Genomic DNA, 15,086 nt, shown 5'->3' on the forward strand with positions numbered 1-15,086 from the left:
TGAGATGACCTGCTTATTTCAAGCTAACGCATCGCTCCGGCAGTTACGCGATTTATACCGAGCCCGCTAGAGGTCTGGATGTGAAATTCCTGCGGCGTGGTTCCGGTGTTCTGCCTCACGATGTTAGCTACGCCCCACGCACCGCCGACCATATCACCGAGACGATGCGAAAGTTCGTTATTGGAATAGCTCATCATTGCCTTTAGTATCTCGCGCATCGGAGCCGATTCGTGCGTGAAAAGCCCTTTCGCATTCGTTGGCAAAGCATGAACGTAAACAGAGCCTGTGAACGAAACGCTCGGGATACCTGTATAGAGCGTAAGTCTGCCCGAATGAATAAGATAATTCGACCATGATCGCGACGCCGCAGCGCTGCGTTTCGTCGCATCCATCGTAGAAAGCAATGTTTTTGCAGAAACGATCGGGGAGGAGGAGTAGTTCATCGAAAAATTGTCAGTAACGACAAGGTCTCCTTCAACGAACCTTATCCCCATTCGGTTTAGTTCTTGTGCGAGAGCTACGCCGTGTTCAAATACGAAAACCGGATCGCGGCCGGAAACATAAAGGTTCCCGACAAGCTTCTGATTTGCTTGGTCATAAGCTCCATCCGTCCAGACCATAGTCGGAAAACGATAATCCGGACCAAAAGTTTTCAGTATTGCATACGTGGTCGCCACCTTTACGTTGGATGCAGGATTCAACGCTATATTTGAATTGCTTTCAACCACCAGATTGCCGTCAAGCGATTCGACAAGCACTCCCGAATTCCCCGGGATCGGGATGTCGCGGAGGACCGAGAACGACGTGCGAACGCTTGATGTAGCGGCCGCGGGTTCGACTGCCTCTGCCGAACTGGTTCTTTTGACTAATGGGGTTGCCGTCGGAACAGGTTCGTCCCGATGTACATTGATCTGCTGCAGCATCGGCCTGACCGTGCCGTCAGATTGGGCCGCAACGCCGCCGCTCATCAAAATAACGACGAAAAGTCCACGAACAAAATTTTTAAATCCCATTGAACTCATCGTTTTCTTAATTCGGTGGTGATCGTGAGGTTGGCGGCTTGGTAGAAACAAGCGGCAAAACACAGTATAACACAACCTATGTCCGATCTGCCAAATGGTGTTTGGGAAGGGTGTACCCGAAACACTCAGCAGCTTTGATGCAAAACTTCTGCCGGAACGATGCAAAAATCATATCGGGTGATTATCGCTCTCATCAACCCGACTTATGTATCTTAACAAACGCCTAAAAAGGCATTCAAGTTCCCAATTTTATTGACACTCTGCCGCAACGGGACTAGAATTTACTTCCGTCCTCTGCGTGAATAGTACGAAGGCCGATCCAGTAACAATCGAACTTATTCGCAGAACTCACGCGGAACGACGCGATGAGATAAGAGCTCGTTTGGCCGAATTTGCCGCAGTTTGGAAATACGGCACTGACGATGATCTTTGGGAAGAAATGGTGTTTTGCTTTTTTACCGGCGGCTGTTCTGCTCGAATGGGGCTGAATTCGCTGGAATCGGTAAAGCCGCTGTTGAAAAACGGGACTCGTGAAGCTATCACGAAAGCTCTTGTCGGGAAACATCGGTATCCGAATGCCCGATCGCGATACGTAGTGGAATCCCGAAGATTTCTTGAGAGCCACTGTGGAATGCGGCTTAGAGAAGCGCTTTTGTCTTTTGGATCCGATCTGGCTCGCCGCGATTGGTTGGCGAAAGAGAAGGGCATCAAGGGACTTGGGTACAAGGAAGCAAGCCATTTCCTGCGAAACATCGGTTTTCGTGGTTTCGGCATCTTAGATAAACACGTATTGAATTGTTTGGCAGAACTCGGCATCATTTCCGATGTTAAGCCGCCGAACAACAGAATGCGGTATCTTGATATCGAACAGCGGCTATTAGAATTTTCGCAAAAGATCGGGATCGATCCGGATGAGATGGACCTTGTCTTTTGGTCAATGAAGACCGGGAAGATCCTAAAATGATCCCGTTCGAAAGTCTCTGGCTCAGCGGTTCCTCAGGAGGTTGCAGTTATGGGGGAAAGAATAATCCGGTTTCTGCTAGGACAAGGTAGCGGATCACGGCCCAGTGTTGTTTCGCTCTTCTTGTTACTCTCACTTGTATTTGCCGCATCTTCAGCGGCTTTGGCTGAGGATAACGACCCGAACGATCCTGAATCCACCAAAAGAATGATCCGCCAAGCGGATCGGATGTTTCGCCAGGCAAGCTATGAGAGCGCCGCGAAGATCCTGCGAAATATCGTGGCAGCGGACCCCAATAATACAACTGCAAAACTCAGATTGGCGCACATAATGATCCGGCAGCGCAATGTGGTAGAAGGCTATGAGATGGCAATGCCGATCGCGCAGGCGAACCCACAGAATTCATACGCGCTGGCAGTGGTCGGCACCGCACTTCTTGCGGCCGGTCGATTCTCGCAGGCACGTCCGCTGTTCTTTCGTGCGATCCAGCTGAACAAACGGGAAGCTCTTGCCTGGTCCGGCTTCGGAATGATCGATTTCTATGAGAATCGTATAGAAGAGGGATTACTTAATCTTAAAGAAGCCGTCTTTCACGATCCTGACCATGCAGACTATATCTACGCCTTGGCTCAGGTTTCTGCACGGGCAGAAAGGTATCGTGACGCGGCAGACGCCTATGAGCGGTTTCTCGATGTTTCCAAGGAAACAGACGACGAACGCCGAGCCAGGATAAAAGGTCTGATCAATTTTCTAAGGTATTTGGGAAATCGTGTCTCACTTTACACCAGCACCGGGGCGGAGGCGACATCAGTACCTTTCCAGCTTGTAGGAAATCGGCCGATACTTCAGGTCCGAATAAATGGCAGAAGTGAACCGCTAAATTTTGTTCTTGATACCGGATCGGGCATATCTGTTCTCTCCGAAGAAACAGCTCGCCGACTAAAGGTAAACGCGATAACCCGCGGAGGGATGGCGAAGGGCATCGGCGGGGATGGGAGATTTGAGATAGTTTATGGATTTCTTCGTGAACTAAGGATCGGCGATGCTCAAGTCAAGAACGTGCCGGTGTACATACGAAAATTCCATGCGCGCAACCAGCAGATCGACGGCTATTTGGGACTTTCCGTAATCTCAAAATTTCTGACAACGGTCGATTACGGAGCCCGACCATTTTAGCGATACGTGCGGTCAAGCATCATTATCTCTACAAAACACTAAGTTCGTTAGTTCATTTGGCGCAAACGATGAATGCCTAACAGCGCTCTAAATTACTAATGCCGCCATCTGCAAAACGTTACGAATTTCCCTGATCAAAAGTTTATTTCTTGAGAACACCTAAATCGGTGGATAAATCCCGGGGTGCGATTCGTGAAAACTATAGCCGAAATCGGTTGAATTGTCATTTCATGCAGGCTGGCGACCGAATAGACCAAATGAATACGGCCCGTGAACAAGCGAACACGGGCCGGTTGAATTATCTACGATCCGTGTTAGATCACGGTTCAATGCGGAATCTGCCTTTATTCTCGATCACCTGGCCGCCGACCCGATCTTTGGTCAAGACCATCAGTTCGTATTCACCGTTCTCGAGATTGTCGGTCGGCAAAAGCCTTGCGAGCGTAAGGCGCTGGCCCGAATCGCTCAGCCCCGACCAATCTTCCGCCTGCCGCATTATCTCTGTGTTGCCTTTCTTTAGAACGTATTCGACGTCAACCGCCGGACGAAGGGTCGTCTGGTCGATGCCGGCATTGTAAACCTGGAGGTAAAGGCCGACCTGTTGTCCGCGCTTGTATCGTCCGGCAAGATTGGGGATAACCTTAGCATTGCCGATCACGAATGCACCGCCTATGTCGCGCTCGGTGGTCTCACGCAATGTTGAGGCAAGGATCAGCGAGGAAGTGGATAGCTTCTTGTCGTCGTAACGAGGAACTGTAAAACCCTGATTGACAATTCCGCGATTGCCGGTCCCTACGTCGCGAACAACTACGTCAACCTTGTATGTTCCCGGCGTCATCGCTATTGCCTTTTGATAGATCGACTTTCTTTCACGGGCCTCGGCAAGCTCTTCGCGGGTCGCATAGGTAGTTACCGCATCCTCGAAGATTCCGGACCGCTTTCCGGAAACGGCTGTGATGCGTCCGAAGATGTTGAGCCGAGCCGCTTCAATGCCACTGCCATCGCCCTGGAACTGCAACTCCTTATTGTCGGTCTGAACGGTGAAGGTTACGATCACGCGATCATCAGACTGACGGAAGAAATCTACCCGAAGATCAAAATTCAGTGGGTTACGATCTTCCAGAACATCGCTGCCTGCAAGTCCCGCAAGATCACCGAATTTTACCTGCGGCGGCCGCTGAAGATTTGCGATTATCTCCATTCGCCGGAAGGGCATATCCTGCTCACGCATAAAGCGCTGATTGGCATTTACTCCGCTGATGCGGTCCGCACGATTCTCAAGGCCAAGCTGCTCATTGAGCGTCTGTCCGCCGCCGGGAACGAAGAGAAGTGCATCTTTTTCGTTAGCGTTTCGGGCGATGCGGTATTCACCGGTCCCGGTAGGATCTACGAACTCTATCTCAATACCGTCGCCCACGCCTTCAAGATGCCTGTAAAACCAGATCTCAAAGGGATATGTCGAGGTTGTTCCTCCGCCTTCCCACGATGGACGGTCATAAGAACCACCCGCCGGATGCGATTCGATCGAATCCGGCTTGCCCCAAGCGATATAGATCCGGCCGCGATCGGTCTTCCATCCCGGGATCCCCGAAGTGAACCGTTCATTAGCGTAGGCGATCCTTTCGTAATATTCTTCGCGATACTCATTCTCTTCGGTATCGGGATTCGGGTCACGCCGACGCCAAAAATTCTCTATGAAATTCTCGCGCTCTTCGTCTGTCTGGAGCGCCATGAACGCGCGTCGCTCATCTTTGGTAATGATGTAAGCAACGTCCTGATTTATCCAACGCTTGTATGCTTCCTTAAGTTCGGGACGAACATTTCGGGCCTTATCACTGATATCCTGTGTCGGCGTCGGCTGCTGCCGCTGGGCATACGTCTCCAAGGCCCCAGCCAGGAAAAAGGCCGCAACTAGAATAACTCCGGGTAAGAAAACGGTTTTTGACATAATCGCTTAACTCCTTCGATCAAGTCGCCGTACTGTGGCAAATCGTATAAATAGGCGCAATCAAAGATTTTAGAGGGTAATCTGCAATACTTCAAGATGCTTTTTGGCGATATTCGGGTTGCCTTTGCTCACCCAGCAGAAGGCGAAGACTCTCGCTTCCGTCCGAATATCCATGCGATGCATATTGAAAATAGATAGAGGACCATCATCGGCGCCGCGAAAAGCATCATGTTCGGGATATCTCCAGTCGGAGAAACGAATGCGGCCACTATCAAGATCACAACAAGCGACACCTTCCAGCTTTTTATAAGAAATGATGCCGAGACGAGCCCGATGCGTGAAAGCACATACGTAACCGCAGGCATCTGAAAAATGAAACCCATCGCAAGGAGGACGATCGTAACAAAATCCAGGTAATCACTAGCGCGTAGCATTGGACGGAAATCTTCCGCAAGTCCCAGAAGATAGCCAAGTGCCGGAGGAAGAAGAATGTAATAGGCGAATGCCGCCCCGAGCACGAAGGAAACCGTAGAAAGAAAGATGAATGGCGTAACGTACGTCCGTTCGTGACGGTATAATGCAGGCGAAATAAAGGCCCAGATCTGCCAGAGAAGGAAAGGAACGGATAGGGCAATGGCGGAATAGAGCGAGACCGTAACATACAGCGTGAATGATTCTGGAGCGGTCGTAACAATAAGCCGTTCATCGGCTCCTTCGGCGATCTGTTTTCCTGAAAGATCCGCGGGAAGAAGAACGCCTTTTGGAATGACCGCATTCCCGGTTATCAACGGCTCATCCGTGTAGATCCCGATATTGCCCTCGCTGTCCGCCGCGACAACCGCGGCGACGGAAGTACCGGGCTGGACAACGCCGGAGCCGAGTTTCGTAACACGGTCAAAAACGTAACGGCCGCGGTCTCCAGGTTGTAATAAAGTAAGTGGAAAGGTTGCTTCATCCCCAGTCAAACCTTTTATCGGCACCTCGCGCCGCACTGCCTCTGCCAACGCTTCGCGAACAGGGATAGAAAGAAAATTGTAGATCGCTCCGGAAGCGAACCAACAGATAACAAAAGCCACGACGACGATCAGGATCGAATTTATAAGCCGCCGGCGAAGCTCGTCCAAATGTTCAAGGAACGACATCTGTTACCGACCATTCGCTGCTCGCCTCAACACGCGACTCACTGATCCACCAAGCTACCACAGAGATGATCAGCGGAAAGGTGGCTGTAATGCCGAACACCGTGCGGTTGCTGAAGTGTTCGAGCAAAAAGCCACTGAAGTAGGCCGTCATTAATCCCCCTAATGCCGTAGCGCCCCAGCAAATAGATTGCAGGGAACCGGCTTCCTGCACCGATTCCTGCCGGGCACGCTCGACCACCAGCGAGTCTACAATCACATCACTGAAGGCGACCGACAATGAACCGAGGGCAATCGCAATGGTTGCGGCCCAGGCCGTATGCACAACCGTCGCCAGCATCACCCAGGCCAAGGTGCCGAGTAGCCCCGACAAAATCAAGTAGGGACGCCTGCGGTAGCCCAGAATCGGCAACCCATCGGAGATGAACCCAAATAAGGGCTTGATCATCCAGGGTAAAGCTGCTATCCCCATAAAGGCCGACACTTGAGCCGGACTCAGCCCCAACTCATCCTTGAGGAAAAAGCTCACGGCCAGCCGTGCCAGCCCCAAAATGCCTTGAACAAAGTAAACCAGCAAAATGGCGGCCAACTCTGGACTGAGTTTATGCCCAAACAAGAGCCTCTCGCTTAGAAGATGTTTGGCTTTCGTATAACCGGGAAGTCCACTGATCATCTAGATGAGATGTTAAGAAATATCAACTGCCTTCTATGATAGCCTTCTCGGTTTTTCTGTCTAGGTTGGCCTGATGCTGGATTGCTGATTTCGAGCAAATGTACTAGTCTTGTTTCAATGATTGCGGCGAGGCTCCACTATGGTTCAGTTTGCTTACACCATTCTCTATGTCAAGGATGTCCCCCAAGCTGTTGCGTTTTACCACAAAGCGTTCGGGTTGCAGGAAAGCGTTCGGGTTGCAGGCGCGGTTTGTGCATGAGAGTGGGCAGTATGCGGAGCTGGAAACGGGTAGCACTACCCTTGCCTTCGCGACTAACGACCTAGCCAAGTCTAATCTGCCGCAAGGGTTTGTCGAAAATAGTTTGTCTCAACCACCGGCTGGAATCGAGGTGGGATTTGTCACAGCGGATGTACCCAGTGCGTTTGCTCAGGCAATTGAGGCTGGCGCAGTCACTGTTGCCGAACCAAAAGTTAAACCCTGGGGACAAACGGTTGCCTATGTGCGAGATCTAGACGGAATTCTGGTCGAACTTTGCAGCCCGCTGGGGGTGGAATAAAAATATCTGCCAGTGCCCACTCACGTGACAAAATCGCTAGGCGCATAGGTAATCTGGCTAGCCAGCACGTTTTTGAGCACAGCAAGTGGCTGACTACCGGATGTGATGACCGTATCCAAGCCCTGCTGTTGGAATTGCAGCAAATTGGGGTCAATATTGCTATCCAAAGAAAGCAAGTCGATACCGTCCTGGAAATCCTTGATTACGGTCGTGCCACTCTTGAATTGCAGAAAGAAAATATCGGCACCGGGGCCACCCGTGAGCTGATCATTGCCGTTGCCAGCGACCAAAAAATCGTCGCCTTTGCCACCATCCAGCTTGTCGTTGCCCTCGCCGCCTTCTAGATAGTCAGCATCGGCTTCGCCAAACAGCCGCTCGTTCCCGTTACCGCCCTGCAGCAAATCGTTGCCCGCTCGGCCCGATAAAACGTCGTTGCCTCGCAAGCCGGTAATCTCGTCGCTGCCGCCGGTGCCATCTAGCCGATCATCTTGATTGGTGCCGCGAATTTCCTTGCCGGAGCGAGACGCGGGGACAAAATCTGCCGGATAGGAAATCGTTCTCGCCTCAATCCCCAATAAGACCGCCAACTCAATGCCTTTCCAGGAAACGACCGTATTGCTGCCTTCTTGGACAATGCGCAGGTGTTGTGGTTCGACCCCAGCCGATAAACCGAGTACATCTACCCCATCTTCAAAGTCGGTGATCAGGGTACTGCCCGGTTTAATCCGCAGCACAAAGGTATCAGCCCCCCGACCGCCCGTCAGCCGATCATTGCCGTTGCCGCCATCTAGCGTGTCACGGTTAGCTCCACCCAACAGGATGTCATTATCGCCACCGCCTTCCAGCACATCATCGCCCAAGCCACCTTCCAGAATGTCATTGCCCCGAAAGCCTTTGAGCAAATCGTTGCCGCGTAGCCCTAAGAGTCGGTCATTGCCGCTGTTGCCCTGTAGCGTGTTGTCGAACCGATCGCCGCGAATTGTGCGTCGAGAGGTAGTGAAGCGGGACTGAATGTCCTGGTTGTTCCTTGAGAGGGAATCGTCCTGCCACGCCACGACATAGTCTGCTGTAGGCGAAACTGCAATGGCCGGGAGAGATTGGTCATTGGCCTCTTCCCGGTTGACCTGAAATTCGCCGCCGAGCCGCCTACCGTTTTCGGCAAACCGCCGCCCAAAAATGCCAGCCCCATCTCCGTCCTGGTTTTCGCTGGCCCACACGACGGTGAAGTTGCCGCCTGCATCGACCCCGACGGCTGGCGTGGTTTGATCGCCGCGAGTGGTTTGGTTGACGCGAAACTCATGGCCTAGCGGATTGCCGCTGGCGCTATAGCGTTGGGCATAGATGCCATAGCCATCCTGGTCAGAACCGCGGCTGTCGCTCTGCCATGCCACGACGAAATCCCCGTTGTCATCGATTGCTACAGATGGGTTGAGCTGGTTATCTCTGGTCTCGGTATTGACCTGAAACTCAATCCCAACTGGGTTGCCAATGTTGTTATAACGCTGACCAAAGATGCCGGTACCGCTGCCATCCTGCCGTTCGCTAACCCAGATGACGACAAAATCCCCCTGCGCATTCATGGCGACCACCGGCGCGGTTTGGTCGTTTTCGGTGCGGGTGTTGATGCGAAACTCGTTGCCAATCAGTGCTCCGCTGCGGTCAAACCGCTGTCCTACAATGCCCGCGCCGTCATCATCACGTCCAGTAGTGTTATTGTCCTGATCATCGCTTTGATAAACTACGACAAAATTGCCGCTGCCATCGATAGCTACATCCGGGTTGTTCTGATCCTGGAGCGTGCTGCGATTCACCCGAAACTCTGACCCCAAGCGCTGACCTCTGGCATCGAACCGCTGAGCAAATACATCCTGCCCTGCTGCGGATTGGGATCGGGATTCACGGCACAATCACCGTAGACCAGCACCCGGTCTTCTAAACACATAAAGAACACGCTAGAGACAATCGATACACCAGGTTGGGTACGAATGAATTCCAATGCCGGTCGGATTGTATGAGCCGTAGTATGAACCGAACCGGACACCATCCCGTCTGCTATGCCCTTATAAACCATCATCGTTCCAAAGTAACTAGCGTCTTTCATGATGTCATGGGCATAATCTTCCGTGATTCCTTTGTGTTTTCGTAATTCATAATAGGTATTGCTATATTCTTCTTGCCATTCCGAAGTAAGCGGATTGATAATATTCGCCTGCTCCAGCTTCAACCCCAAAGCATCGATGCGGGTGCGAATTTCCTGTTCATCGCCCAGTAAGGTAATGTTCACCACGCCGCGCCGCAGTAGGATCTCACTGGCTCGCAAAATTCGCTCTTCGCTGCCCTCAGGCAAAACAATATGCTGCCGCGATGCCTTCGCCCGTTCCACCAGCTCATACTCAAACATGATCGGCGTGATCCGCGTCGAACGAGAGACGGCAATTCGTTCCGCCAATCTTGCTGTATCCACATGGGCCTCAAACAATCCCAAAGCAGAAGCAATCTTACGGGCATTGTGGGGCGTAATCTCGGCGCGCACTTCGTTGATTTGGGTGGCAGTCTGGTAGGTATCGCTGGTGACGCTCAGAATCGGAGCGGTCCACCGCGTTCCCTGAATCAATTGCTGAATTCGCGGATCGAGATTCAGCCCACCCGTCAGCACCATGCCCGCCACATTCGGAGATTGATTCGAGAGCGTAGACGCCAAGCAGCCCAAAATCACATCCGAGCGGTCGCCAGGAGTAATCACTAAGCTGCCCTCCTGAAGCCGTCCCAGAAAATTGGGCAACTGCATAGCGGCGGCTTTGACAGTCATGACTTCGTGATTCAGGCGTTCCGCATCTCCATGAATCAGCTTGGCATCCACTGCTTTGGCGATTTCGGCAATGGTCGGCTTAGACAGCATTGCGTCATCGGGCAGAACAAAAATGGGATCGGCAAAGGTCCAGTTGACCTGCAAGGCTGCTTTCACCTGTTCTAACTGATCGGGCACAACTCGGTTGATGATCGTAGCCACCATTGCGCACCCTTCCTGAAGAAAAGCTTCTCGTTCGGTGAGTACGGTATTGACCACCTGTTCAGGTGTTTTGTTGGCACCGCTAGCAACCAGCAGAATTGGCGCAGCTAAATGATTGGCAGCTCGGCTATCAAAGTTATCCACAAAGGCTGAATCGATATAGCTGGAGTCAATCCCTTCGCAAACCACAAAATCACACTGCTGTTCTAAATGCTTATATGCCGCAATTATTTGTTGCAAGAGTTGACCATACTGCCCAGCCGCGATCAACTGTCGCACTTCCTCATCCATCAAGGCATAATGAGCTTCGTAAGGGCAATTTTGCGGATAACGGCCACGCACCAATTCAATATCGTTGTCTTGCTCCATACCACTATGGATCACCGGACGAAAAAATCCCAGGCGATGGACCCGTTTCGATAGCAGTTCCATAATCCCGAGCACTACTAGCGCCTTGCCGCTGCCCGGTTCCAGTCCTACGATATACAGATTTTTGAGCATGCTGTTTTCCCGTTTTGCTGATTCTGCTTGGATAAACTCGGCCTTTCCAAACACTCTACGCCTCCGCCAGTACCCTAGCGCAGAATCGATCGTCCTGAGTGTATCGAGTAACGCAATTAACTACCGCAACTCATGCAGTGTAATTCCGGCTTCAGCAGCGTTCCCCAGCGGGCGTTGTAAGGATGCACCTGCTGTACGACTTTTCCATCGCGATACACCGGATAGCCCGCATTCGCCCAAGCAAAGATCGAGCCGTCCAGATTCCATACCTGACGGTAGCCCATCTGCTGCAATTGGTTTGCCGCTTTGGCCGAGCGATAGCCCACCGAACAGTAGGTGACAATCGGCGTGTCCTGCGACCATCCCCGGTTGGGCAATTCCTCCAGGTTCTCCGGAGCTAGAATTGCGTTGGGTAAGTGGCTGATGCCGTACTCTTCTGGGGTTCGGGTATCGAGAAGGAGCGGCTGGGGTGATTGCTGTAACCAGTTGGCCAATTCAGAAATCGAGATCTGCTGCACTTGGGGAAACCGAGCCGAGATCAGGGTTTTAACTGCGGTCCAGCTCATGATTTGGAGTAATCCCATCCTTGCTGCTCCTAAAACTCACTCAAAATCACCCTACCAAAGCAAAAGACTACCAGATGCCTGTTGCTGATCTGGTAGCCTCAATGGAAGTAAATTTAGGTATTGCCGTTGCAGGCCCAAATCTATTTGGGGCAGTTGGTTACAGAAGTAACACCAGCGACAGCAGGATAGTTACCATCACCTTTGGGATTGACACAAAGTACTGCGATGGTTGTAGAGTTACCAGCAGAATCCTTAGCGGTAAACACCCGACCAGAAACACCTTTAAGGGTATTACCTTTGGTAGCGTTAGGATCACCGATTGCTTCAGCAGAAGCGTTCGCGCCAGTGGTCACGGTACCTACTTTGTAGTCATAAAATTCGGTGTTTTTGGGAATACCCAACTCAAGCTGCTCGGTGGTGGTGGCGAACTGGCCTTTTTCCAGGAAGTAAGCTTGCTGACCCCGATTCATCGAACCCACATAGGTGGTTGCTTCAGACTGACGGGCTTTGTTGGCTTGGTTGAGGAAAGAGGGCAGCGCAATCGCAGCCAGAATACCGATAATGATGATAACGACCAGCAGCTCAATCAGAGTAAAACCTTCGTTGTCTTTTTTCTTGCTGAGCAGATGCTGCAGAAACTTGGCTTTTAGTTCGGATTTCATAGGTGGAAATGTCTCCTTGAGTTGCGGGATACTGATTTCTAACTCCTGGGTATAACTTGCCCATCTTGGTTTCGTTTCATATCACCAGGGGAGAATTTTTTTCTAAGGGCGTTCTAGCAGCACATACAGGAATGCATCCAAGCGATTTAGCAACTCTCTCACAGCTTGAAACGCTGTTGTAGCAGTGGTGGGTTCCAGCGTCACCGGATCGACCGGACGGATTTGGCGAAGTCACTGCGCGCACTCGGTGCAATACCTGCATTAAAGTGCGCCTGTTGCGGCAACACTACTACTTCACCCATAGGCCCTAAATGATTTGCGTCGTTAGTTGGATAGTAGGAAACTTGACCAACACCAGCATGACCAGAGGATTCAGCAGAGCAGTTGCACGGATTCTGAGAATAGTCTTGCCCATAGCTGTAGCTGTAGTAGTTGGAGTAATCGTTGCCGTAGTGGTTCGAGTAACCCTGACTGTAGTGATCGGAGTAATCTTGGCTGTAGTAGTCCGAGTAGTCTTGGCTGTAGTAGTCGGAATCGGAACTGACGGCAGAATCGGATTGCGGACCAGAACAGGATGGGTGGCAGTTTGAAGGAGGATGAATCGGGCGGGAGATCGGGCGACAGCAAATTGAGGACGACACTACTGGTTTCACGACGACCGGACGCACCACAATCGGCCGCACTACGACTGGACGCACCACAATCGGGCGAGAAACAACCGGTTGACAACAAACGGAGGACACAGGGCGCACCACGACTGGAATACAGCAGTTAGAGGAAACCGAGGAAGAACCAGTAGCGGAGGCCGGGTCGGCAGCTAATATCCCACCCACTAAAACCGCGCCTGTAATTCCAACGACGCTAGCCGCTGCTTTTCCAGAGAGTTTTATATCCTTCACCTCAAAGTTTGAGCTTGATGACTCGAAATCTTCGTAATTTTGAGCTAACTGAAGATAGGCCAACGTCTCCATATCGGTTTCTCTCCTCAAAATGCGAGCAAGGGTAAGTTGAATTGATGCAATCTATTCCAATAATTGAGCTAGAGAGCCAAAGTTTTTGTTTAAAAAACAGTTCTCAGACTTATTATTGCACCGTTACAGAAAAAATAGTAACCCTCCAGGTCAGACAAAGAGAACTTTCCACCTCCTCAACTGTGTTTCCAGGAATTACAGCCTGGAACACACCCCACAGGTAGAGCCTGCTGAAATTTTTTCCTCGGAAAGCTGCTAGATATAGAATTTTCAAATCGTGATCCTGATCAATTAAATTTAGTAAATTGCAGCTTCTATCCAGATGATTCTGAATAGTTGATACCAGAAAACTTTGAAATAGCAGAAATTGCTTAAACCTTAGGAATCGAGTTCAGAAAATAAGTACAGGAAAATGAGGTAAAGCTATCAACTCACCTCTAACCAAAACAATTGATTAGAGCTAATACCAATTTTTTGTGAAGCGGCTTATTATCAGACCCCTCCCAACCTCCCCTTGGTAAGGGGAGGTGCCGTAGGCGGTGGGGTAAATTCTATGCAGCTTCACATGTAATTGGTATAAGCCTTACCTCACTATTGAGCCAGGTAGATGCGAAGATCAAAGCCTCAATCAAAGCAATTGAAATAACTAGTTCATAAATTCGCTCTATTTCCTGGATCGGATAAAGCTGTGAGAGCAATGCCACCCCCACAGCCAGTTTTTCAGTTTAGACTTGACAAATTGAGAACGATCTGTTGAAATACCAGCCTAGATGACTCGATTACTACCCCTAGTAGAGTCCTAAAGCGCTGGCAGTGGCTGGGCCTACAATGCCATCAGGTACCAGCCCTACGGCGTGTTGGAAGGCAACAACGGCACCTTGAGTTTCCGGACCGAAGACACCATCAACCGCCACGTGGAAACCAGCGTAGTTCAGCGCGACCTGAATGTCGTAGGTGCTGTAGCCGTAGGAAACGCCGCAGTAGTCATCGCAGCCGCCATAGCCGCCGCCATAGCCATAGTCATAGCCGTAACTAACTGGATAACCTCCGCCGCAGTAGTCGCCACAACCGCCGCCATAGCCATGGCCATAGCCATAGTCGTAGCTAACCGGATAATAGTCATCCTTGCAGTAGTCGTAGCAAGAGTCGTGCTTGGGATAGCTGACGCCGCAGTAGTCGTAGCAGCCGTGGCTGACAGGATAGCCGCCGCCGCAGTAGTGGTCGTAGCAATTGTCCTTATAGGACTTGAAGGAGACGTCGTAGGTCTGGTAGGACGTCACTAGGTAGCCGCCACCAACGAAGGTAGGTCCACAGTAGTCACCGCAGCCATAGTCATGGCTATAGCCATGAGCCTGAGCTGGAGCATCGGTTGCCACGCCTACAGCAATGGCAGCCCCTGCAACTCCCAAAAGCGTTCCTGTCACCTTGCCCGACATTCTAATTGCATTCAAAGCCTCAAGCGTTAGCTCCTTATCCTCAAGATTTTCGTGTTCTTGAGTCACTTGGAGATAAGCAAGTGATTCCATAGGTTTCTTCTCCTCAAATAGTGGGTAACGTTTCCATATTGAAACTGCTCATCGATCGCTGATCAAACTATGCAGTTTAGATAGTTCACACTCTGCTCTTGAAAATCCAAGTGTTTTATACCCGACAGACCAATTCAGTTAGAAAATCAGAGCAGTTGTGAGTAGTTTTATGGAAAAACAGAGAATAGAAGATTGATTTTTCTCTGCTGCTTCAAATTTAGCATGATTAAATCTGAAGTAGATCAAAAAAATCAACATTTGTGGTCTAACTCGCTTCAAATCTTGCTAATTACGCTAAATCTAGGAGCCAAAAATCTAGCGAGAGAAATAGTTGCAATCATTGAAGCGACACAATTGCTGTGAAGTAAAACTAC

Annotated in this window: 14 protein-coding genes; 4 read left to right on the forward strand and 10 right to left on the reverse strand. The window is 50.8% G+C overall.

The genetic code is table 11. The features are described 5' to 3' along the window. Window positions 1–23: 23 nt before the first annotated feature. Entirely contained in the window at window positions 24–1,013 is a 990-nt protein-coding gene (locus JVX88_RS16220) for a D-alanyl-D-alanine carboxypeptidase (protein WP_211628315.1), read from the reverse strand. Between the two features lie 307 nt (window positions 1,014–1,320). On the opposite strand from JVX88_RS16220, the gene JVX88_RS16225 reads away from it, so the two are divergent. Both JVX88_RS16225 and JVX88_RS16230 read left to right on the forward strand, forming a co-directional pair. After that, window positions 1,321–1,986, forward strand: a complete 666-nt coding sequence (locus JVX88_RS16225) for a hypothetical protein (RefSeq protein WP_211628316.1) — start codon at window positions 1,321–1,323, stop codon at window positions 1,984–1,986. Between the two features lie 48 nt (window positions 1,987–2,034). Then, window positions 2,035–3,159, forward strand: a complete 1,125-nt coding sequence (locus JVX88_RS16230; protein WP_211628317.1) for a retropepsin-like aspartic protease — start codon at window positions 2,035–2,037, stop codon at window positions 3,157–3,159. Window positions 3,160–3,478: 319 nt separating this feature from the next. Here the strand turns inward: JVX88_RS16230 and JVX88_RS16235 are convergent, their stop codons facing one another. From JVX88_RS16235 to JVX88_RS40725, 3 genes are all read right to left on the reverse strand, one after another. Beyond that, a complete protein-coding gene (locus tag JVX88_RS16235; RefSeq protein WP_211628318.1) occupies window positions 3,479–5,107 on the reverse strand; it encodes a GWxTD domain-containing protein in 1,629 nt (542 codons plus the stop codon). A 128-nt stretch (window positions 5,108–5,235) separates the two neighbouring features. Beyond that, complete coding sequence (gene tatC, locus JVX88_RS40720; protein ID WP_211628319.1) at window positions 5,236–6,249, reverse strand: twin-arginine translocase subunit TatC; 1,014 nt, start codon at window positions 6,247–6,249, stop codon at window positions 5,236–5,238. After that, on the reverse strand, window positions 6,236–6,919 hold the full coding sequence (locus JVX88_RS40725; protein WP_211628320.1) for an MFS transporter: 684 nt from the start codon (window positions 6,917–6,919) through the stop codon (window positions 6,236–6,238). The genes tatC and JVX88_RS40725 overlap by 14 nt, the downstream gene beginning before the upstream one ends. Window positions 6,920–7,058: 139 nt before the next feature. Between JVX88_RS40725 and JVX88_RS44140 the strand changes: the two genes are divergently transcribed. Together JVX88_RS44140 and JVX88_RS16250 are read left to right on the forward strand one after the other, a co-directional pair. Further along, window positions 7,059–7,178: a VOC family protein gene (locus tag JVX88_RS44140; RefSeq protein ID WP_410503770.1), complete on the forward strand. Its 120-nt coding sequence runs from the start codon at window positions 7,059–7,061 to the stop codon at window positions 7,176–7,178. Beyond that, window positions 7,156–7,476, forward strand: coding sequence for a VOC family protein (locus tag JVX88_RS16250; protein WP_410503771.1), 321 nt, complete (start codon window positions 7,156–7,158; stop codon window positions 7,474–7,476). Before JVX88_RS44140 ends, JVX88_RS16250 begins: the two co-directional genes overlap by 23 nt. 20 nt (window positions 7,477–7,496) lie before the next feature. Here JVX88_RS16250 and JVX88_RS16255 read toward each other — a convergent pair whose 3' ends face one another. The 6 genes from JVX88_RS16255 to JVX88_RS16280 all read right to left on the reverse strand — a co-directional run bounded on the left by JVX88_RS16255 (window position 7,497) and on the right by JVX88_RS16280 (window position 14,712). Beyond that, a complete protein-coding gene (locus JVX88_RS16255; RefSeq protein WP_211628322.1) occupies window positions 7,497–9,305 on the reverse strand; it encodes a calcium-binding protein in 1,809 nt (602 codons plus the stop codon). Beyond that, window positions 9,284–10,987, reverse strand: a complete 1,704-nt coding sequence (gene pta / locus JVX88_RS16260; RefSeq protein ID WP_211628323.1) for a phosphate acetyltransferase — start codon at window positions 10,985–10,987, stop codon at window positions 9,284–9,286. Before pta ends, JVX88_RS16255 begins: the two co-directional genes overlap by 22 nt. A gap of 116 nt (window positions 10,988–11,103) precedes the next feature. Beyond that, window positions 11,104–11,571 (reverse strand): rhodanese-like domain-containing protein, encoded by a 468-nt coding sequence (locus tag JVX88_RS16265; protein ID WP_211628324.1) that lies wholly within the window; start codon window positions 11,569–11,571, stop codon window positions 11,104–11,106. Between the two features lie 122 nt (window positions 11,572–11,693). Beyond that, window positions 11,694–12,215 (reverse strand): type IV pilin-like G/H family protein, encoded by a 522-nt coding sequence (locus JVX88_RS16270; protein ID WP_211628325.1) that lies wholly within the window; start codon window positions 12,213–12,215, stop codon window positions 11,694–11,696. Window positions 12,216–12,415: 200 nt separating this feature from the next. Next, complete coding sequence (locus JVX88_RS16275) at window positions 12,416–13,186, reverse strand: hypothetical protein (protein WP_211628326.1); 771 nt, start codon at window positions 13,184–13,186, stop codon at window positions 12,416–12,418. A 788-nt stretch (window positions 13,187–13,974) separates the two neighbouring features. Further along, window positions 13,975–14,712, reverse strand: coding sequence for a peptidoglycan-binding domain-containing protein (locus JVX88_RS16280; protein WP_211628327.1), 738 nt, complete (start codon window positions 14,710–14,712; stop codon window positions 13,975–13,977). Window positions 14,713–15,086 lie beyond the last annotated feature (374 nt).

The organism is Leptolyngbya sp. 7M (assembly GCF_018128485.1).